This window comes from Pseudomonas sp. GL-B-26 (assembly GCF_019947405.1).
Classification (GTDB): domain Bacteria; phylum Pseudomonadota; class Gammaproteobacteria; order Pseudomonadales; family Pseudomonadaceae; genus Aquipseudomonas.
This window is the reverse complement of record NZ_JAGYGJ010000005.1, coordinates 144,140-164,588: the sequence shown is the minus strand read 5'-3', so window position 1 is coordinate 164,588 and position 20,449 is coordinate 144,140. Positions and strand designations below refer to the sequence as shown.

At 60.6% G+C, this 20,449-nt stretch carries 15 protein-coding genes, 1 tRNA gene and 1 pseudogene; 7 read left to right on the top strand and 10 right to left on the bottom strand.

Annotation, left to right across the window (positions count from 1 at the left end; genetic code table 11):
• Positions 1–204 precede the first annotated feature (204 nt).
• The 8 genes from KGB23_RS05405 to KGB23_RS05370 all read right to left on the bottom strand — a co-directional run bounded on the left by KGB23_RS05405 (position 205) and on the right by KGB23_RS05370 (position 9,949).
• Complete coding sequence (locus tag KGB23_RS05405) at positions 205–1,620, bottom strand: sigma-54 interaction domain-containing protein (protein WP_223430206.1); 1,416 nt, start codon at positions 1,618–1,620, stop codon at positions 205–207.
• Positions 1,617–3,200, bottom strand: coding sequence for an ABC transporter ATP-binding protein (locus tag KGB23_RS05400; RefSeq protein ID WP_223430205.1), 1,584 nt, complete (start codon positions 3,198–3,200; stop codon positions 1,617–1,619). Before KGB23_RS05400 ends, KGB23_RS05405 begins: the two co-directional genes overlap by 4 nt.
• Before the next feature lie 14 nt (positions 3,201–3,214).
• Positions 3,215–4,237 (bottom strand): ABC transporter permease, encoded by a 1,023-nt coding sequence (locus KGB23_RS05395; RefSeq protein WP_223430204.1) that lies wholly within the window; start codon positions 4,235–4,237, stop codon positions 3,215–3,217.
• A complete protein-coding gene (locus KGB23_RS05390) occupies positions 4,237–5,298 on the bottom strand; it encodes a microcin C ABC transporter permease YejB (protein WP_123368175.1) in 1,062 nt (353 codons plus the stop codon). The genes KGB23_RS05395 and KGB23_RS05390 overlap by 1 nt, the downstream gene beginning before the upstream one ends.
• Entirely contained in the window at positions 5,298–7,166 is a 1,869-nt protein-coding gene (locus KGB23_RS05385; protein WP_223430203.1) for an extracellular solute-binding protein, read from the bottom strand. Before KGB23_RS05385 ends, KGB23_RS05390 begins: the two co-directional genes overlap by 1 nt.
• A gap of 133 nt (positions 7,167–7,299) precedes the next feature.
• Positions 7,300–7,581 carry a peptidylprolyl isomerase gene (locus KGB23_RS05380; RefSeq protein WP_223430202.1) on the bottom strand — a complete coding sequence of 94 codons (282 nt, stop codon included), beginning with the start codon at positions 7,579–7,581 and terminating at the stop codon, positions 7,300–7,302.
• 108 nt (positions 7,582–7,689) lie between these two features.
• Complete coding sequence (locus KGB23_RS05375) at positions 7,690–8,571, bottom strand: lipase family alpha/beta hydrolase (RefSeq protein WP_223430201.1); 882 nt, start codon at positions 8,569–8,571, stop codon at positions 7,690–7,692.
• Between the two features lie 289 nt (positions 8,572–8,860).
• Positions 8,861–9,949, bottom strand: coding sequence for a 3-deoxy-7-phosphoheptulonate synthase (locus KGB23_RS05370; RefSeq protein ID WP_223430200.1), 1,089 nt, complete (start codon positions 9,947–9,949; stop codon positions 8,861–8,863).
• Positions 9,950–10,575: 626 nt separating this feature from the next.
• Here KGB23_RS05370 and KGB23_RS05365 point away from each other — a divergent pair.
• The 7 genes and pseudogenes from KGB23_RS05365 to KGB23_RS05335 form a co-directional block, all read left to right on the top strand.
• Positions 10,576–11,334, top strand: coding sequence for a carbon-nitrogen hydrolase family protein (locus KGB23_RS05365; RefSeq protein ID WP_223430199.1), 759 nt, complete (start codon positions 10,576–10,578; stop codon positions 11,332–11,334).
• Positions 11,334–11,777 carry a GNAT family N-acetyltransferase gene (locus KGB23_RS05360; protein WP_223430230.1) on the top strand — a complete coding sequence of 148 codons (444 nt, stop codon included), beginning with the start codon at positions 11,334–11,336 and terminating at the stop codon, positions 11,775–11,777. The genes KGB23_RS05365 and KGB23_RS05360 overlap by 1 nt, the downstream gene beginning before the upstream one ends.
• 126 nt (positions 11,778–11,903) lie before the next feature.
• Positions 11,904–12,545: a UvrY/SirA/GacA family response regulator transcription factor gene (uvrY, locus tag KGB23_RS05355; RefSeq protein ID WP_008015884.1), complete on the top strand. Its 642-nt coding sequence runs from the start codon at positions 11,904–11,906 to the stop codon at positions 12,543–12,545.
• Positions 12,546–12,547: 2 nt separating this feature from the next.
• Entirely contained in the window at positions 12,548–14,371 is a 1,824-nt protein-coding gene (gene uvrC, locus KGB23_RS05350) for an excinuclease ABC subunit UvrC (RefSeq protein WP_056741535.1), read from the top strand.
• Between the two features lie 32 nt (positions 14,372–14,403).
• Positions 14,404–14,964, top strand: a complete 561-nt coding sequence (gene pgsA, locus KGB23_RS05345) for a CDP-diacylglycerol--glycerol-3-phosphate 3-phosphatidyltransferase (protein WP_008150904.1) — start codon at positions 14,404–14,406, stop codon at positions 14,962–14,964.
• Positions 14,965–15,026: 62 nt separating this feature from the next.
• A tRNA-Gly gene (locus tag KGB23_RS05340) sits at positions 15,027–15,102 on the top strand.
• Positions 15,103–15,331: 229 nt separating this feature from the next.
• Positions 15,332–15,616, top strand: a pseudogene (locus KGB23_RS05335) (serine dehydratase beta chain); the annotation flags it as partial.
• Between the two features lie 226 nt (positions 15,617–15,842).
• Here the strand turns inward: KGB23_RS05335 and bcsC are convergent.
• Positions 15,843–19,337 (bottom strand): cellulose synthase complex outer membrane protein BcsC, encoded by a 3,495-nt coding sequence (bcsC, locus tag KGB23_RS05330; RefSeq protein ID WP_223430229.1) that lies wholly within the window; start codon positions 19,335–19,337, stop codon positions 15,843–15,845.
• Positions 19,338–19,342: 5 nt separating this feature from the next.
• A complete protein-coding gene (gene bcsZ, locus KGB23_RS05325; RefSeq protein ID WP_223430198.1) occupies positions 19,343–20,446 on the bottom strand; it encodes a cellulose synthase complex periplasmic endoglucanase BcsZ in 1,104 nt (367 codons plus the stop codon).
• Positions 20,447–20,449: the final 3 nt, after the last annotated feature.

Sequence of the window (20,449 nt, the reverse complement as noted above, 5' to 3'; positions counted from 1 at the left end):
TTTTTTGAGTTGAGCATTGGTTCTAGAATGTTTATCTCTATTTTGAGACTTTTTCTGACAGGGCAGGCCCTTTCGCGAGCAAGCCCGCTCCCACATTTGACCGCATTCTTTTGAACGACTCGGTAGAAATGTGGGAGCGGGCTTGCTCGCGAAGAGCGCGCAGCGCTCCCGAGGCCGCGTCTAACAATAGAGACCTGTGTCTCTTTATGGAGACTCTGCAATCCCCAGAGCCACCATTTTCTTGTACAACGTCGACCGCCCCAGCCCCAACCGCGCCGCGGCTTCAACAACCTTCCCGCCGCATTGCTCGAGGGCGGCTTCAATCAACTGCCGATCAAACCGCTCTCGAGCCTCACTGAAAGTCTCATGCGCAACCGGCTCAATCGTTACCGGCGTCACGCGCTCTACGGGTGTGAACGTACCAATCGCCGCGCGGATATCTGTGGCACTCAACATCAAGTCATCACTGAGCAGCGCCGCACGCTCCAGCACATTGCGCAGCTCACGAATATTCCCCGGCCAGGCATGTTGACCCAGCAGTTCCAGGGCTTCGCGGTTCAATTCGTGCTGACTGCGCAGTTCTTCCAAAATGGCTTCACTGAGCGCCGGGAGATCGTCGAGTCGATCACGCAGCGGTGGGACCTGGATCGGCAGCACGTTGAGGCGGTAATACAGATCGGCGCGAAATTCACCGCGTTTGATCGCAGCTTGCAAATCCGTGGAGGTCGCGGCAATCACCCGCACATCGCTCTGGATCACTTCGTTGGAACCCACCGGCTCGAATTCTTTCTCCTGCAGTACCCGCAGCAGTTTGCTTTGCAGTGGCAACGGCATGTCGCCGATTTCATCGAGAAACAGGGTGCCGCCCTGAGCAATCTGCAACTTGCCGGTGCGACCCTTGCGATCAGCACCGGTAAACGCGCCGGGCGCGGTACCGAAGAATTCCGCTTCCAGCAACGATTCGGGAATCGCCGCGCTGTTGATGCTGACAAAGGCTTTGTGCGCGCGCGGCGAAGCGCCGTGGATCGCCTGGGCCAGCAGCTCTTTGCCGGTGCCGGTTTCACCGAGCAGCAACACTGGGGACTCGGCGCTGGCACTGCGTCGGGCACGGCGCTTGACTTCGAGGCTGGCGGCGCTGGTACCGATAAAGTGCGCGAAGTTGTACTTGGTCTGCCGCGCTCGCAACAGCGAGCGGGTGGAGGCCAGTTCTTCCTGCATGCTCATGTAGCGCTTGAGCATCGGCGAGAGGCTGCGCAATTCGTCGAACAGCGCAAACCCGATGGCGCCGATCACCACGCCGGCGTCGTCGTGAATCGGTAGGCGCATCACCACCAGCGGTTCTTTGGGGGTGTCCTGCATGTCGAGCAAAATCGGCCGACCGGTGCGCACCACCTCGCGCAACAGGCTGCCGGGGATCACGCTTTCGCAGGCCTTGCCGATCGCCACTTCCGCCGATTCCAGGCCGAAGCGTCGGGCATAACGCTCGTTCATCCAGACGATGTTCGCATCGCGGTCGACAATCACCGTGCCTTCGCTGGACTGCTCGATGATCTCGAACAAGGAACGGATCGCCAGCAGGCGAACGCGCTGATAGTCCTTGAGGCTTTCGGTGGTGTTCATCGGACGGCTCCAGGATGCGCTGCCGCTAACAGCTCTTTGGTATACGGATGCTGCGGCGAATCGAACACGTCGTGGCTGGCACCGCTTTCCACCACTTTTCCGTCCTTGATCACGATCATGTCGTGAGCCAGTGCGCGGACCACTGCCAGGTCGTGGCTGATGAACAGGTAGGTCAAACCGTGTTTTTCCTGAAGCTGGCGGAGCAGGGCGACCACTTGTTTTTGCACCGTGCGATCCAGTGCCGAGGTTGGTTCGTCCAGCAGGATCAGCGCCGGTTTCAGCACCAGCGCCCGGGCGATGGCGATGCGTTGGCGTTGGCCGCCGGAAAACTCGTGCGGGTAGCGATGACGGCTTTGCGGATCAAGTCCGACTTCCTCCAATGCCCGAATTACCTCGGCTTTGCATTCGTCAGCCGTCAACTGGCTATGCACCTCAAGGCCTTCGCTGATGATCTGCGCCACGGACATCCGCGGGCTGAGACTGCCGAACGGATCCTGAAACACCACCTGCATTTTCTTGCGCCACGGCCTCAGCTGTTTTTGCGTCAGGCCATCCAGCGCTTCACCCTGAAAGCGAATGCCGCCTTCGGAATCGAGCAAGCGCAGGATCGCCTGACCCAGCGTCGACTTGCCGGAGCCGGATTCGCCCACAATACCCAGCGTCTTGCCGCGTTGAATGTTCAGGCTGATGCCGTCCACGGCCTTCAGGTAGGTCTTGCGTTGAAACAGCCCGCCACCGAGGGCAAACTGAACGCGCAGATTATCGACTTCCAGCACGTTCTCGCGCTCGTCCCGGGGCAGCGCTTCACCTTCCGGTTCGGCGTTCAGAAGCACGCAGCTATAAGGATGTTTCGGTTCGGTAAACAGCGTCTCGCAAGGTGCCTGCTCGACGATTTCTCCGGCCTTCATCACGCAGACTCGTTGGGCAATGCTGCGCACCAGATTGAGGTCGTGGCTGATCAGCAGCAGCGACATGCCGAGACGCTGTTGCAGGGATTTGAGCAGCAGCAGGATCTTGCGCTGCACTGTCACGTCCAGCGCGGTGGTCGGCTCGTCGGCGATCAGCAACTCCGGTTCGCAGGCCAGGGCCATGGCGATCATTACCCGTTGCCGCTGGCCGCCGGACAATTGATGGGGATAGGCCTTGAGCCGCTCTTTGGGCTTCTGAATACCGACCAGATGCAGCAACTCGAGAATCCGCGCTTGCGCCGCTTTGCCGGCCAGGCCTTTGTGCAACAGCAGGGTTTCGCCGATCTGCTTTTCGATGCTGTGCAGCGGGTTGAGCGAGGTCATCGGCTCCTGGAAGATCATCGCGATGCGGTTACCCCGCAGTTCTCGCAGCACCTTGGACGAAGCGCCGACCAGCTCCCGGCCACGGTAGCGAATACTGCCCGTGGTTTCGGTACCGGTCTCGGGCAGCAGTTGCAGGATCGAGTGAGCGGTCACCGACTTGCCGCAGCCCGACTCGCCCACCAGTGCCAGGCATTCACCGGGGCGGATGTCCAGGCACAGATTGCGCACCACGGCCTGGCCGCTAAAGGCGACGCGCAGGTCACGGATTTCGATCAGGTTGTTACTCATATCAGCCGTCCGCGTCATGATCTCGGGTCGAAAGCGTCACGTAACGCCTCCCCGATAAACACCAGTAAAGAAAGAATCAGCGCCAGGGTGAAAAACGCCGTCAATCCCAACCACGGCGCTTGCAGGTTCTGCTTGCCTTGACCGATCAACTCGCCCAGCGATGCACTGCCGGCGGGCATGCCGAAACCGAGGAAGTCCAGTGCCGTGAGGGTCGAGATTGCCCCAGTCAGAATGAACGGCAGATAACTCAGTGTCGCGTTCATTGCGTTGGGCAGGATGTGCCGGACGATGACTTTACGGTCGGTCAGGCCCAGCGCACGGGCGGCTTTGACGTATTCCAGGTTGCGCCCGCGCAGAAACTCGGCGCGCACCACGTCGACCAGGGCCAGCCAGGAAAACAGCGCCATGATCCCCAGCAGCCACCAGAAATTCGGCTCGACGAAACCCGACAGGATGATCAGCAGGTACAGCACCGGCAGCCCCGACCAAACCTCCAGCAACCGTTGGCCGATCAGGTCGACCCAGCCACCGTAATAGCCTTGCAGGGCGCCGGCAGCGATGCCGATCAGTGCGCTGACAAAAGTCAGCATCAAGGCAAACAGGATCGACACCCGTGCACCGAAAATCACTCGGGCCAACACATCCCGCGCCTGATCGTCGGTGCCCAGCCAGTTGACCTTGGTCGGAGGGCTCGGCGCCGGTTGGTTGAGGTCATAGTTCGGGGTGTCGTCGCTGAAGGGGATTGGCGGGAACAGCAGCCAGCCACCGTCCTGGTGAATCAGTTTTTGCACATAATCGCTGCGGTAATCGGCCTGGAACGGCAGCTGCCCGCCAAACTCCTGCTCGGTATGGCGCTTCAGGGCCGGGAAGTAGAGGGATCCCTGGTAGCTGACGATCAGCGGTTTGTCGTTGGCGATCAGCTCGCCACCGAGGGTCAGCAGGAACAGACCGACAAACAGCCACAGCGACCACCAGCCGCGACGGTTTTTCTTGAATCGCTCGAAACGACGACGACCTAACGGCGAGAGCTTGAACATCAGGCGTTCCTCGCGGCGAAGTCGATGCGCGGGTCGACGAGGGTGTAGCAGAGGTCACCGACCAGTTTTATCAAGAGACCGAACAGCGTGAAGATGAACAGCGAACCGAACACCACCGGATAGTCGCGTGAAACCGCGGCCTCGTAACTCATGCGACCCAGGCCGTCGAGGGAGAAGATCACTTCGATTAGCAGGGAACCGGCAAAAAATACGCTGATAAACGCTTGAGGAATCCCCGAGACCACCAACAGCATGGCGTTGCGAAACACATGACCGTAGAGCACTCGGCGTTCGCTCAGACCCTTGGCGCGGGCGGTGACCACGTACTGGCGCGTGATTTCATTGAGGAAGGAGTTCTTGGTCAGAATGGTCAGCGTGGCGAACCCGCCGATCACCAGCGCTGTCACCGGCAATACCAGGTGCCAGAAGTAATCGGCGATTTTGCCCACGGTCGACAGCGATTCGAAGTTGTCCGAGACCAGCCCCCGCACCGGGAACCAGTTTAGCGAGGTACCGCCGGCGAAGACCACGATCAGGAACATCGCGAACAGGAACGCCGGCATGGCGTAGCCGATGACGATCGCGGTGCTGCTCCAGATATCGAAGTGGCTGCCGTGGTGCACGGCCTTGCGGATGCCCAAAGGAATCGACACCAGGTAGGTGATCAGCGTCGCCCAAAGCCCAAGGGAAATAGTCACCGGCATTTTTTCCAGGATCAGGTCGGTGACGGTCGCGCCGCGGAAAAAGCTCTTGCCGAAGTCCAGGCGCGCATAACTGGTGAGCATCAGCCACAGGCGTTCGTGTGCTGGTTTGTCGAAGCCGTATTGCTTTTCGATGTCCTTGATCAGTTGCGGGTCGAGGCCGCGGCTGGATCGGGAGGTGCCGGACATGCGTTCGCCGGAACCACCGCCGACACTCGCGCCGCCGATGCCTTGCAAGTGCGCGATGGCCTGTTCCACCGGGCCGCCCGGCGCGGCCTGGACGATGATGAAGTTGACCAGAAGAATGATCACCAGCGTCGGAATGATCAGCAGCAGACGCCGCAGTATGTAAGCCCACATCAGTGCGGCCCTCCGGGTTTGCCACGGCTGATTTGCTCAGCGGTCATCTGTTGGTTGGTCAGCGGCGTGGTGCTGATTTCCCACCAGCTCTCGATGGCTTCGTCATTGCTCGCCTGTTCGTTGGGCCTGCCGAAACGATTCCACCACACGGTGGAGCTGCCCGGCGGGTAATAGTTGGGAATCCAGTAGTAGTTCCATTGCAGCACCCGGTCCAGCGCGTGGGCGTAGTGCAGCATTTCGGGTTGGGTGGTGGCGCGAATCAATCCGGCGATCAGTGTGTCGACCGCCGGATTTTTCAACACCATGTAGTTATTGGCGCCAGGGTCGTTGGCCGAGACCGAGCCGAAATAATTGAGCAGTTCGCCCCCGGGCGAAGTCGTGACCGGGTAGCCGGTGACGATCATGTCGTAGTCGCGGCTCATCAGACGATTCACGTATTGGGACGAGTCGATGCGGCGGATGTTCATGTCGATGCCGATCTGTTTCAGGGTGCGCTTATAAGGCAGCAGCAATCGGTCCATACCGTTCTGGCTGACCAGGAAAGTGAAACTCAATGACGTGCCTTCGGCGTTGACCAGTTGATCTCCATCGGGTTTCCAGCCGGCCTGTTCGAGCAAATCGAGTGCCTGCAACTGTTTGTCGCGTATCAGGCCACTGCCATCGGTTTTCGGTGCCTGGAAAACCTGGCTGAAAACTTCGTCGGGGATCTGCCCTCGCAGCGGTTCGAGAATCGCCAGTTCGCCGGCGTCCGGCAGTTGTCGGGCGGCGAGGTCGGTGTTGGAAAAGAAGCTCTGCTGGCGGATGTACATATCGCGCATCATCTGCCGGTTGCTCCACTCGAAATCCCAGAGCATGACCAGCGCCTGACGCACTCGTCGGTCCTGGAACAACGGGTTTTGCAGGTTGAACACAAAGCCCTGAGCCGGTTGGGGGGCTTGGGTTGCCAGATGCGCCTTTTGCAGGCGCCCGTCGCTCAGGGCCGGGCCGTCGTAGCCGATGGAGTAAGCGGTGGCGGAGAATTCGCGGTTGTAGTCGTAGGCTCCGCCGCGCAGGACCTGACGGGCGACGTCGGTATCGCCGAAGTACTCGATGCTGAAACGATCGAAGTTGTAGAGGCCGCGGCTGACCGGTAAATCCTTGCCCCACCAATCGGCATTGCGCTCGAAGGTGATGCTGCGACCGGAGTCGACCTTGCTCACCCTGTAGGGGCCGCTGCCCAAAGGTGGCTCGTAACCGCCACCATTGGCGAAGTCGCGCGTCTTCCACCAATGCTCGGGAAACACCGGCAGGGTCGCGATATCAAGGGGCAGGGTACGGTTTTCATTGCTTTTCAAGTCGAACCGAACCGTCAGGGGTGATTCCACTTCGACGCCTTTAACGTCGGCAAATTGGGTGCGATAACGCAGGCTGCCCTGGGTCATCAACAGGTCGAAGGTGTAACGAACGTCTTCGGCCGTGATCGGTTTGCCGTCTGCAAAACGGGCTTTGGGGTTCAGGTAGAAGCGCAAGAACAAACCGTCGTCCGAGCGCTCCATCTTCTGAGCCACCAGGCCGTACACGGTGTAAGGCTCGTCCAGCGAACGCTGGGCGAGGGGCGAGTAAAGCAGGCCGTCGATCTGTGTGACGCCAATGCCTTTGTCGATGTAAGGCAACATATGATCGAAATGACCGATTTCGATTGCCGAGCGGCGCATTGTGCCGCCCTTGGGGGCTTGCGGGTTCGTGTAGGCAAAATGACTAAAGCCGGCAGGATACTTCGCCGGTTCACCGTACACGGTCAACGCATGTTGCGGTGCGGCATTCACGCCTGCGGCGCCCAACAACAGGGCTACGGCAGTGAACAATAAAGTAGGGAAAGCCAGTCGCATTGTCAGCCTTAGAGCCGGGTGGTCAATAACCGCAATTTGTACGCTAGCGGCGCGTCCCTTGCCACTCGTATCACGTATCCCAAACACAACGGCCCGCCAAAAGGCGGGCCGTTGTGCAGAAAACAAGGATTGATCAGTCCTGGCGGCTGGTCACTTCCAGCAGGTGGTAACCGAACTGGGTCTTGACCGGGCCCTGCACCACGTTGATCGGTGCGCTGAAGACCACGGTGTCGAATTCCTTGACCATCTGGCCTGGACCGAACGAACCCAGATCACCGCCCTGGCGGCTGGACGGGCAAGTGGAGTTGGCTTTGGCGACTTCGGCGAAATCAGCGCCGCCCTCGATCTGGGCTTTGAGTTCGTTGCACTTGGCTGCCGAGGCAACCAGGATGTGACGGGCAGTGGCTTTAGGCATGGGAAAACTCTCCATTCAATGTTCAGTAAAGTGCGGAGCCTACCGGATTCAGTGGTCTATTTCTTCTCAAAGTTCCGTACAGACTATGCAGGCCGGTACGGCATTCCTTTACAGGCCGGCATTTCTCAGACGCTCCGCATGCTGCACATACAGGTCAATCGGGTCGATGCCCTTGCGCAGCGGGCCGGCGGTCTGGCTGAGGCTGTCCAGATGATCCAGCGGGTAGTCGGAGCGGATGACTTTGCCCAAATGAGAGCTGTAGCGGCCAACCAGGCCATCGTTCTGCTCAGGTTCGGTGGTGAAGTATCGGGAAAAGGCGCGGAGGAACCCGTGCAGCGGATTCAATGCATCTAGCCCTTTGTCGAGGATGTCGCCCTGCAGGGTGCCGCTCCAGGAGTAATAACGTACGCCGTCGACCCGTTCGCGACCCTTGCCACCCCAGGTTTTCGGCAACCCCTGGGGGTACTTGTCGTTGAACGCGCTTACACCTTCGGTGGTCAGGGCATTCAGCGCGGCGATGGCGTTCTGCGGCAGGTGGCGGTGGCCGCTGAGCAACGATAGACAGTCTGCAAACAACGTTGCAACGGTCGAGGCGACGTGTTCCGGCAGGCGCCCGGGCGTCAGCGCCTTGCGCAAGAAGTCGGCCAGTTCCGAACCGTGATTCGGGCCGCTGACGGACGTCACCGAAGCGACTGCTTCCGGCGCTGTCGCTGCCGCATAACGTGCAGCGAGTGCGCCTTGGCTGTGGCCGATCAGGTTGACTTTGTTTGCACCGGTTCCTTCCAGTACCCGTTCGATCTGCATCAACAGTTGGTCGCCGCGAGCTTCGTTGCTATGGGTAGCCGACACGTGCGGGATAAACACTCTTGCGCCTGCACTCCTGAGGGCCTGCTTGACGTCATGAAAGAGTTCGACCTTGCCGATGCGATCGAAGCCGAAGAGCCCGTGGACCAACAGGATCGGATACTGAGTAGTTGCATTCCGTAGCATGTTCTTTCCTTTTTCGCAGTCGTTCAGGGGTGTGTTGATGGGCTCACTCTAATGCACACCCGCTGTTCGCCGTTGTATGAAAAAGCCGCTGTAACCTGATGAAAACGGAATAGAAAATGTACGAAAGTTCGAAAGTAGATGAGGTCTTGGTCGGAATATTTGGACATCTTTTTATCTGTAACAGAGCGTTTTCCTGCGATGGCCTACTTCGGGAACACCCTTTGCCTGTTGATAGTGTCTCGATTCCGACGTCCAGTCCTCAATGGGAGGACTGGACGATGGGTTTGCCTCACGCCGATTGTTGATCCCTGCTCTGCGCTCTGAGCCGATCGGCGGCCTGGCGCAACAATGATTCCGTCCCGCTCCAGCCAAGGCAGCCGTCCGTGACTGATACGCCGTAACGCATTGAAGGGCTCAGCGGTTGGCAGCCTTCGAACAGGTGACTCTCGATCATCATGCCGATCAGTGATCGATCACCTTGCAGGCGCTGTTCAAGCACATCGTTAAATACCGCTGGCTGACGCAACGGGTCTTTGCCGCTGTTGGCATGGCTGCAGTCGACCATGATCCGGGCCGGGATCTTCAGTTTGGTCAAATCGCTGTTCACTTGGGCGACACTGTCGCGGTCGTAGTTCGGCCCGCGGTGTCCGCCACGCAGCACCAGGTGGGTGTCGGGGTTGCCCGGCGTCTGAATGATTGCTGGATGACCCTGGCTGTCGACACCGAAATGGCGATGCGGATGGGCGGCAGAGCGCATCGCGTCGCTGGCCACACCGACACCACCATCGGTGCCGTTCTTGAAGCCGACCGGCATGCTCAGGCCGCTGGCCATTTCACGGTGGATTTGCGATTCGGTGGTGCGAGCGCCAATAGCGACCCAGCTCAGCAGATCGTCGAAGTAGCCGACAGCCATCGGTTGCAGCAGTTCGGTGGCAATCGGCAGTCCCAGGCGGAGCATTTCGCGCATCAACTCGCGGGACAGGGTCAAACCGCCGGCCATGTCGTCGCTGCCATCAAGCTGCGGGTCGTAGGCCAGGCCTTTCCAGCCGATGGTGGTGCGGGGTTTTTCGACGTAGGCGCGCATCACCAGCAGCATTTCATCGCTGACCTCGGCGGCGAGGCGGGCAAGGTTGCCGGCGTATTCGAGGGCGGACTGAGGATCGTGGATCGAGCAGGGGCCGACGATGACCAGCAGACGGGAGTCTTCACCGTTGAGGATCGCGCGAACCGCTTGGCGGTGGGCGGCGACTTGTTGGCTCAGGGCATTGCTGAGTGGCAATTGCTGTTTGAGTTGCAATGAGCTGGGCAGACGCAGGGTCAGCGCTTCATTGGCAGGGCTCAAGGTGGACAGCGGCAGAGCAGAGACGGACGAGTTCATATTCGGGCTTCCTGGGCTGGCGGCGGGATCGTTCCCGCGCGCTCGGCCCTACTGGGGTGTTCGACAATTGGCCGGATTGGCTGCGTGTGTGTGCTTGCCACCTGTGGGTGACCGATCGGAGGCGGCAGGCTGTCCCGAGCGGAGGCTGCTAAATCGCCAGGCGGTAAAACTGTCGTAACGGTAATAAGTGGCGTAGTTCATTGTTGAATCCTCTGGTTGTCTGGTGTGTCGCTAAAAATGTGCGGGGCTGAAAAAACAAAACCCCCGGTCGGGAAGCCGACCGGGGGTTGAGAATTCTCTGGTGGCGACCCGTTTAAAGTGGGCGCCGTTGGGGTATCAGGCGCGCCAGTGGCTAAACCAATACCCAAAATAAAAGCTGACCGGAGCACAAACGTCATTCACCCGGGCAGCCGCTACCGAGCGCAGGGCGCTGATGGTACGAAGCTGTGAGAGGGCGTTGAACATGGTTTTGTCTCCGATGAGTGCGCCGAGCTTACTAGAGGCCGGTACGCGGTTTCAATCAGAAAATGCTATCGATCACCGGCGGCATTTTCTATCGCTTGAGTGCGTCGCCGGTTGTGACACACTTTGTGCTTCGCTTACGTACAACGTCACAAGGACGAACCATGACGCCACTGATCATTGCCGCTGCCCAATCGATCTCCATCGCCGGTGACCTTGCCGCAAACATTGTGTGGCATCAGCGCTTCATGCAACTTGCGGCGGAGCAGGGCGTGCAATTGCTGGTGTTCCCGGAGTTATCGCTGACCGGGTACGAGCGTGAACTTGCGGCTGAATTGGCCATTGCGCCAGACGCCGAGGTTCTGCAACCGCTACGGGATTTCGCGCGGGAAATCGGTGTGACGACTGTCGTCGGGATGCCGATTCTGCTGTCGGAAGATTCGCCAGTATTGATTGGGGCGCTGGTGTTGGGCGCTGATGGATCGCTCGGGATCTACAGCAAGCAACATCTGCATCCAGGCGAGGAGGTGGCATTTGCACCGGGAACCGGCGGTTCGACCCTGACCATAGGTGCCGACACGGTCGCGTTGGCGGTGTGCGCGGATTTCTCTCACGCCAGTCATGCCGCCGCGGCGGCGCAGCAAGGCGCCGATCTCTATGCGGCGGGCGTGCTGATCACAGAAAACGGCTACGCCCCGGATACCGAGTTGTTGCAAGGCTACGCCAGCGCTCATTCGATGACGGTCCTGATGGCCAACCATGGTGGTGCAACGGGTGGCTGGGAATCGGCAGGACGCAGCGCGATCTGGGCGTCGGACGGTTCGCTGATTGCGGCCGCTCCGGGGACAGGCAACCTGATGGTCGTTGCTCGACGCAACGCTGACGGCTGGAAAGGGCAATTAGTGGAGGTTGCATTGGGGTGATGGTATTTGAATTGCGTCCGGCGACATCCCGGGACCTCGACTTCGCTCGTGAACTGACCCGCAACAACATGCTCCGCTATTACATTCAGCACGATCTGCTGTGGCAGGACGAAGGGTTCGATGTTGGCTGGGCAGGGCGCGAGAACTGGTTGATTGTAAGTGGCAGTACCGTGTTGGGCTTTTTCAGTCTGAGTCGTGACGCCAAAGCCCTGTACATCCGTGAACTGCACGTCCTCGAAGCGTTTCGAGGGCAGGGCGCCGGTTCCTGGGCGATTGATCAGGTATTCGACATGGCGTGCAAGGAACGGCGTCCGGCATTGCGTTTGACGGTTTTTGAAAATAATCCCGCGCAAGCGTTGTATGAGAGAAAGGGCCTGAAGGTGGTCGGCACAGACGAGTGTTTCCTGAGAATGCAGCGCGATGTCGATGCCTCGCCTGGCTGAAACATGCATACGGCAAGCCTTTCAAGATGTATTGAAACTTTTTATATGATGCTTGCCGCTAGGTCTGCCAGTTGCTTTTTGCTAAGGTGTCGGCAACCCAATAAGACCATATCGCGAGGTGTCTGCTTGATTAGGGTGCTAGTAGTCGATGATCATGATCTCGTTCGTACAGGCATTACACGAATGCTGGCTGACATCGATGGCCTGCAAGTAGTCGGCCAGGCTGAGTCAGGCGAAGAATCCCTGCTCAAGGCGCGTGAGTTGAAACCCGATGTGGTGTTGATGGACGTCAAGATGCCCGGTATCGGCGGTCTTGAAGCCACGCGCAAATTATTGCGCAGTCATCCGGATATCAAAGTCGTCGCGGTCACGGTGTGCGAGGAGGATCCGTTTCCGACAAGGTTGTTGCAGGCCGGTGCGGCGGGTTATCTGACCAAGGGTGCAGGGCTGCCGGAAATGGTCCAGGCCATCCGCCTGGTGTTTGCCGGGCAACGCTACATCAGCCCGCAAATTGCACAGCAACTGGCGATCAAATCTTTCCAGCCGACCAATGATTCGCCTTTCGACGCCTTGTCGGAGCGTGAAATCCAGATCGCGCTGATGATTGTCGGCTGTCAGAAGGTCCAGATCATTTCCGACAAACTGTGTCTGTCGCCAAAAACCGTGAACACTTACCGTTACCGCATTTTCGAAAAGCTTTCGATCAGCAGCGATGTCGAGTTGACGCTGTTGGCGGTTCGTCACGGCATGGTCGATGCCAGTCTCTGAAAATGACTGAAGTCTTCGATCCAAGCGCCTTTCTGTCGACGGTCAGTGGGCGTCCCGGTGTGTATCGCATGTTCGACAGCGAGGCACGCCTGCTCTACGTCGGCAAGGCCAAGAACCTCAAGAATCGCCTGTCGAGTTACTTCCGAAAATCCGGTCTTGCGCCCAAGACCGCGGCGCTGGTCGCGCGTATCGCTCAGGTCGAAACGACGATTACGGCCAATGAAACCGAAGCCTTGTTGCTTGAGCAGACGCTGATCAAGGAGTGGCGTCCGCCCTACAACATCCTGCTGCGCGATGACAAATCCTACCCCTACGTCTTTCTCTCGGATGGCCAGTTCCCTCGCTTGAGCATCCATCGCGGTGCAAAAAAGGCCAAGGGCAAATATTTCGGCCCTTATCCCAGCGCCGGTGCGATTCGCGAAAGCCTGAGTTTGCTGCAAAAGACGTTTTTCGTTCGTCAGTGCGAAGACAGCTATTACAAGAACCGCACACGCCCTTGTCTGCAATACCAGATCAAACGCTGCAAGGCGCCCTGTGTCGGGCTGGTGGAGCCCGAGGTATACGCTGAAGACGTACGGCACTCGGTGATGTTCCTTGAGGGGCGCAGCAATGCACTGACGGATGAGTTGTCCGCCGGAATGGAAGAGGCGGCGATCAACCTCGAGTTCGAGCGTGCAGCCGAGTTGCGCGATCAGATTTCATTACTGCGCCGTGTCCAGGACCAGCAAAGCATGGAAGGCGGGACGGGCGATGTCGACGTGATCGCAGCGTTTGTCAATCCGGGTGGTGCCTGCGTTCATTTGATCAGTGTGCGTGGCGGGCGGGTGCTGGGGAGCAAGAACTTCTTTCCTCAGGTGGGTATTGAAGAGGACGTTTCCGAAGTCATGGCGGCGTTTCTCGGTCAGTACTTCATCAGCAGTCCCGAGCGCGACTTGCCGAGCGAACTGATCGTCAACGTGGTTCACGAAGACTTCCCGACCCTGATCGCGGCCATCGATGAGCTGCGCGGTCGCGAACTGACCATCAGTCATCGGGTTCGTGGTACGCGAGCGCGCTGGCAACAGTTGGCGGTCACCAATGCCGAGCAGGCTTTGGGCGCGCGACTGGCCAACCGTCAACACGTTGCTGCACGCTTCGATGCGCTGGCAGAAGTTCTGAACCTGGACGAACCGCCACAGCGCCTGGAGTGTTACGACATCAGTCACTCCAGTGGTGAAGCAACCGTGGCCTCCTGCGTGGTGTTCGGCCCCGAAGGTCCGATCAAGTCCGACTACCGTCGCTACAACATTGAAGGCGTCACCCCGGGCGATGACTACGCCGCGATGCATCAGGCCCTGACCCGACGCTTCAGCAAACTGAAGGACGGGGAGGGCAAGCTACCGGACATTTTGCTGGTGGACGGTGGCAAGGGGCAGTTGTCCATGGCCCGCGACGTGCTCAATGAACTGGCCGTGCCTGATCTGATTCTGCTGGGCGTGGCCAAGGGCGCCACGCGCAAGGCCGGTTTCGAAACCCTGTACCTGAACGATGCCGCCCATGAATTCACCTTGCGCGGCGATTCCCCCGCGCTGCATTTGATCCAGCAGATACGCGACGAAGCCCACCGTTTCGCGATTACCGGGCACCGCGCACGCCGTGGGAAAACTCGCCGCACGTCTACACTGGAGGGCGTTGCCGGTGTCGGACCGACCCGTCGCCGCGATTTGTTGAAACATTTTGGTGGATTGCAGGAGCTGTCTCGTGCCAGCATCGAAGAGATCGCCAAAGCCCCCGGGATCAGTAAAAAGCTCGCAGAGTTGATTTATGCCAATCTGCACAGCGAGTAGAATGCCCCCTCACCTCGTAGCCAGTTGTGCCGATGAATATCCCTAATCTGATTACCGTACTACGCGTCCTGCTCATTCCGATCTTCATTTTACTGTTCTACCTGCCATATCAATGGAGCTACCTGGCGTCCGCCTCGGTGTTCGCATTTGCCGCCGCCACAGACTGGCTGGATGGGTATCTGGCCCGCCGACTGGAACAAAGCACACCGTTCGGGGCTTTCCTCGATCCGGTGGCTGACAAGCTGATGGTTGCCGTTGCGCTGGTATTGCTGGTGCAAGAACACGGTAACCTGTGGCTCACGCTGCCGGCCGCCGTGATCATCGGTCGCGAGATTGTCGTCTCGGCACTTCGCGAATGGATGGCCGAACTCGGCGCCCGTGCTCACGTCGCGGTGTCGAACCTGGGCAAATGGAAGACCGCCGCGCAAATGCTGGCGCTGGTGATCCTGCTGGCCAATCCGTCGGATTTCACGTTCTGGGTGCTGCTGGGTTACGCCTTGCTGCTGATATCTGCGGGCCTGACGTTGTGGTCCATGGTCCAGTATTTGCGGGCTGCCTGGCCGCATCTGAAGACCGACGTGGAAAAGAAATAAACTTTTTTGAATCAAGGGGTTGACGGGGCATCTGGATTCTATAGAATGCGCCACACCAAGACGCGGGAATAGCTCAGTTGGTAGAGCACGACCTTGCCAAGGTCGGGGTCGCGAGTTCGAGTCTCGTTTCCCGCTCCAAGCATTAAAAAATGGATCTCTGAAAAGAGGTCCATTTTTTTCGTCCAAAGAAAAGTCTTTCTTTGGCTTTTTCCGCGACATCCGTTGAAAACACTCAGATCCAGCCCCGGCGGGTACATTTTCAGTACTCCAATCAGGTGCTCGGCAGGTCCGCATTTCCTGGGGGCTGTATCCGGCGGTCAGCCTTAAAGAGGCTCGATTGGCGTGTGATCAAGCACGGAGATCAACGATGGCTATCAGTATTTTTGACTTGTTCAGGATAGAGGTCGGCCCCTCCAGTTCCCATACCGTCGGCCCAATGCGTGCCGGAGCTCTGTTTGTCGAGGCCTTGCGCGAACGGGAAATGCTGGCGCAGGTGCAGCGCATCGAAGTGCGGTTGTAGGGTTCGCTGTCGGCCACCGGTATTGGCCATAGCACTGACAAAGCGACAATTATGGGGTTGATGGGGGAGTGGCCGGATAAGGTCGCCCCCTTGCTGATCGAGCCGCGTCTGTTGGATTTGCGTGAGACCGAACTGCCCTATGACTTCAGTACAGCGGCACAGTTGTTGAGTCAGTGCAGCGCCCATGGGCTGCGTATTACCAGTACTGCATGAAGTTCTGCCCCGAGGCCAAAGACAGCGACAAGGGGCACAGTCCGGGAGGGCCGTTGCAGATTTTCGAACCCAGGAACCAGGGGCTCGAAAATCTGCAACGGCCTCGGACCTCCCGTTATCGGCCTGCCACCCATCGGCTTGCCCCTCAGCGCCTGTCGGCGTAAGGCGCTATGGGTTCGACCGGCAACGGCAGGTTGCCTTGCCAGGGGTCGAAGGTGTAACGCAGGTAGAGCAACGCCCGGCTCGGCGCGTAGCCCTCGCTGTGCTGCCAGGTGATGCCGGAGCCCAGGACCAGGTTGTCCGATAGCCTGCGTTCGAACAGGCCTTGCAGGCGGACGTTGACCCCGCTGCTACTGCTGCCGGTGGTGACCTGGCTGGCATTTTCGTCGAACACGTAGCCGGCCTGCTCAACCAGCTCGCGCAACTTGTCCGCCCCGTGATCGGGGTAAAGATCGCTATCGCTGGTCTTGGCATAGGACCAGCCCACCGAGCTTTCCAGCAGCACTGACCAGTCGGCATTTCGCCAGGCATAGTTGAGCGGTACGCCGATGGAATAGTACTGCTGTGGGCTGTAGTAACCGCCCTGGCCCAGGCTGTACTCGCTCAGGTCCTTGTCGTAGCCCCAGTACATGAGGGTCAGACCGGTGCGAAGACGCTCGTCGGCGCGGTCGATCAGGCGGTAGTAATAGCCGGCCATGGCCGATCGGCGCTGGTTGTCGGCGACGTTCTTGCCCCGCAACCAGTGGGCGCCAAGGCTGGCCCAGATGCCGTCGACCCCCCCTTCGTCATGACTGAGCCCCAGGGTGACGCCATTGGCGGTGACGCCCCCCCAGGTAATTCCGGTGATCGGGTCGACCGCGCCGGCATAGGACACCAGAGAGTTGCTCATCGGCCGTCGCGAGGCCGTAAGGGACCAGCCAAGGGACCGCCAGTCACTGCTGTAGCTGACCCCGCCGAGCCAGTTCGGCACCTTGAAGCCTTCTGGCGAGTGCCCCAGATCCAGCGCCCAGCGCTCATTTTTCCAGCCCATCGCCAAGCCTGTGCCGCTGGTACTTTCCAAGGTATCCGGGCAACCGCTGGTGACCACTGCGCAGGTGCCGAACTCCTCGCGGTGCAGGCCGTTCGCATCGGTGGCGAAACTGCCGACATCCAGCTCCACCTGCTCGGCCTGGAGGAAGCCCTGACCTTCGGCAATCGGTGCATCCAGGCGCAGGATGGTGGTCTGTGTGGTCAGGTCGGAAATCCCCGACGACGAGTTGTCCGTACGCCAGGCGAAGTCATGGTAGAGGTGCGCAGTCGGGTTCTGCGCCTGGTACAGGGTGTCCACGTCACTGCGCAGGCTGCGCGGCAGCCACTCGTCGGCGTCCTTCGCCCGGCTGGCCAGGGTCATGGCGCGATCGTCGCGGTGGTTGGCCTGCACGGGATCGATCAAGCTGGCGGCGGCCATGCTGCGGGCATAGTTGTCCAGCGCCTGCTGGGGCTGCTGGCGGGACATCAGCCGCGCGGCGTCTCGATACAGCAGCGGATCGCTCTGTGGCGTCTCGAGCAGGCGGGCGTACAGCGCGCGCGCCTTGTCCGGCTGGTTCACCCCGGTCCAGGCATTGGCCAGGCGCCGCTGGTAGGCCGCCGGCGCGTTCGCTGGCACCGCCAGTTCTTCCAGGGCGCGTTGCGCCGGCGCAAGCTGGCCGCGGGCAATCAGGGTTTCGATCAGACCCAGCTGCGCTTCGGCGTTGCGCGGCTCGCGCTGCAGGACTTGCCGGTAGTAGGTCTCGGCTTGCAGCTGATCGCCGCGCTGGTAGGCCCAGTCCGCCAGAGTCGCCAGGTCGTCGGTGTTCGGGGCGCGCAGCAGCAGGGCGATCGCCTGCGGCTCGTGACCGGCATCACGCAGGGCCCGGGCCCGGGCCAACAGCTGGCGGCGTTCGACCCGGCTGGACAGGTCGCGCATATTGTCGTCCCACTGCGCCGCGGGAATGGCGGCAAGGGTGGCGAGAGTCTCGCTGTCGCGCCCGATCGAGGCCAGGTACAAGCCGTGGGCGTAACGGGCCTGGGCATTGCTGCCCTGGCGCTGGATCAACTGGCGGAAACTGTCTTTGGCCGCGCTGTCCTGCCCCTGTTCATGCTGGGCATTGGCCAGGCGATAGGTCAGCCAGGGATCGTCCGGGGCCAGTGGCCGGGCCTTGAGCAGCACCCGCGAAACCGTCGGCCAGTCGGCGTGCTGGGTTGCGGCATCCGCTTCGAAGTTAAGACGGTCGAGCTCCAGGCTCCGGCGCAAGGCCGCAAATTCGCGCTGGGTGGCCGCCGGCAAGGTGTCGAGGTAGTCCTGGGCCTTTTCCGGCGCTTGCGTCTGGTACAGACGCACGAGGGCGCGCACCGCCTTGCCGTTGTCGGGCTGCAGCTTGCGCGCCTGCAGCAGCAAGGCCTCGGCCTGAATATCTTCGCCTTCGGCCAGTGCGACATTGGCCAGGCCCACTAGCCAGTCGGCTTCGTCGGGTTTGACCTGGCGCGCCTGTTGATAGGCTTTGCGGGCCGCCGCCAGGTCCTTGCGCTCCAGGGCTTCGTCACCCTGCTGCAGTAGCATCCAGTTGCGGTTGGCCAGCTGCAGGTCTTTCCATTTGCTGATCCAGGAAGTGTCCTGTTCCTTGCCCAAGGCCTCGGTGAACGCCGTATAGGCCTGGTCATGCTTGTTTTGATGCATCAATGCGATGCCCAGGAAGCCGGTGAGGCTGGCATCATCCGGGTAGTTGCGCGAAGCGCGGCGCAAGAGCTTTTCGGCGCCGACATTGTCGTTGGCCTCCAGTAGCTCCTTGCCTTTGACGCCGGCCTGCCAGGCCGGGTCGCCGAGCAACTGGCGCTGATGCTGCAGTTGCTTGGCTGCCTGGTTCTTGAAGGTCGAATAGGGGTAATGCCGCTGGAAGTCTTCCCAGGCGCGAGCGGTTTCGCCGTTGACCGGCAGCTTGCTCAGGTAGTTGTATTCGCGCTCGGAGGCGAGGTTGCTGGCCTGGGGATCGCTGGCCAGCTGGTGCAGAATCGCCAAGGCTTCGGCATCGCGCTGTTCGGCGAACAGCAGGCCGGCGAGCATCTGGCGCAGCCCCGCGTTACCCGGGTACTGGCTGTCGAGGCTTTGCAACTGCTGGATCACCGCGGGGCGCTGGTCGCTGATGGCACTGCGCACGCCCCAGTATTCCAGTGCGCTGGAGAAGTCCGGCGGTTCGCTGCCGAACAGCGCCTGGTACTGTGCCACCGCTTCTTCAGCCCGTCCGGCAGCTGCCAGCAGGCGGGCTTGTTGCAACAGATGCTGACCGTCCTTGCTCTGCAGCTTGATCAGGGCCTGGGCCTGGTGCAGCGCCGGCGAACCTGGGGCCTGGCGGCGCAATTGCTCCAGGCGTTGCTCGACCAGCGGCTGGTTATGTTGCAGCAGGGCCTGGCGAATCCCGCCGACCAAGACCTGCGGATGTTCCGGAGCAATCGACTCCAGGCGCGCCAGCGAGTCGCGCACCAGGTCCTCGCGATACATCGCCTCGCCCAGGCGTACCTGTCCGAGCAGCCACTGTTGCGGGTCCTGGGGGGTAACCGGCTGAGCCAGCGTGGTGCCTGACAAGCAGCTCAACACCAACGTCCATTGCGACACGACTTTGCGCATGAGCACTACTTGCATGATGAAGTCCACGCCGGCAACAGCCGGCCGTCCTTGTCGAAACGATAACGCTGTTGGTCCCAGCCTTGGCCGAACATCAGCAGTGATTGGTTGTAATAGGCGTCCGCCGGGGGCGGGTTCTGGCGTAGGCGTTCGCGTTGGGCCGCCAACGCCGCACCGCCTTCGGCTGCGCTGGCCAGCAGCGGCAACAGAGCCGCCGAGAAGCCAACCGGGCCGACGCCCTCTGCGGTGCCCTGGGCGATATCCACACGCTCTGGCGGATGGCCGAGCCGCGCCGTCAGCGCCACAATGGGTTGCACCTGCGCGAGCAACTCGGTCCTGCCCGGGGCTTGGGGATCGAGCATGCCCAGCCAGAGGTAGACACGGATCGCGTCATAGCTGCCGAGCGCGCCCTTGGCATCTGCTGCCCAGCCTTGCCCAGCCTTCCAGACCACCCAGTCGGCGGGCTGGCCCTTGGGCGAGCTTTCCAGCAGCAGGCGCCGGGTACTGTTCGCCACGTCGCGCCACACGGGTGCGACCTGGGCAAAACGCGCCAGCAGTTGTGGCGGCAGGTAGCTGGGGTTGAGCCTCCAGCCATCAGCGGATTCGAAGCCGACATCCCCCGGCAACAGCATCAGGCCCAGCCCGGGCAACGGGCGCAGGGTTTGCGCGGCGCTGCGCCAGAGCATGTTGCGGCCAAGGGTTTCATAATCCGGCCGCTTCCAGAGGCGACCGGCCTCCAGCAGGCTGTAGGCCATCCACAGGTCGGCATCGCTGGCGTTGTTCGGATCCAGCACCTGCCAGCGACCCTCCTTGCTCAGGCCCCACTGCCAAGCGGGCAGCTGGCGGTTCAGGTCGCCGCCGGCGAGGTTGTTCCGGGTCCAGTTCAGCAGCTTGGCGAAGCTGTCACGGTCATTGCCCAGCAGGGCAAAGAACATTCCGTAGCTCTGGCCTTCCGAGGTGGTGATCTGCTGCTGCAACGAGTGATCGATCACCCGTCCATCGGGGCTCACCATCGCCTTCTTGTAGCTCTCCCAGGCCGGCCAGGTGCACTCGGCGGCAGTCGCCAGACCCGGCAGGCTCAGGGCCAACGCCCATGCGACGGCGGCTTTCATCCC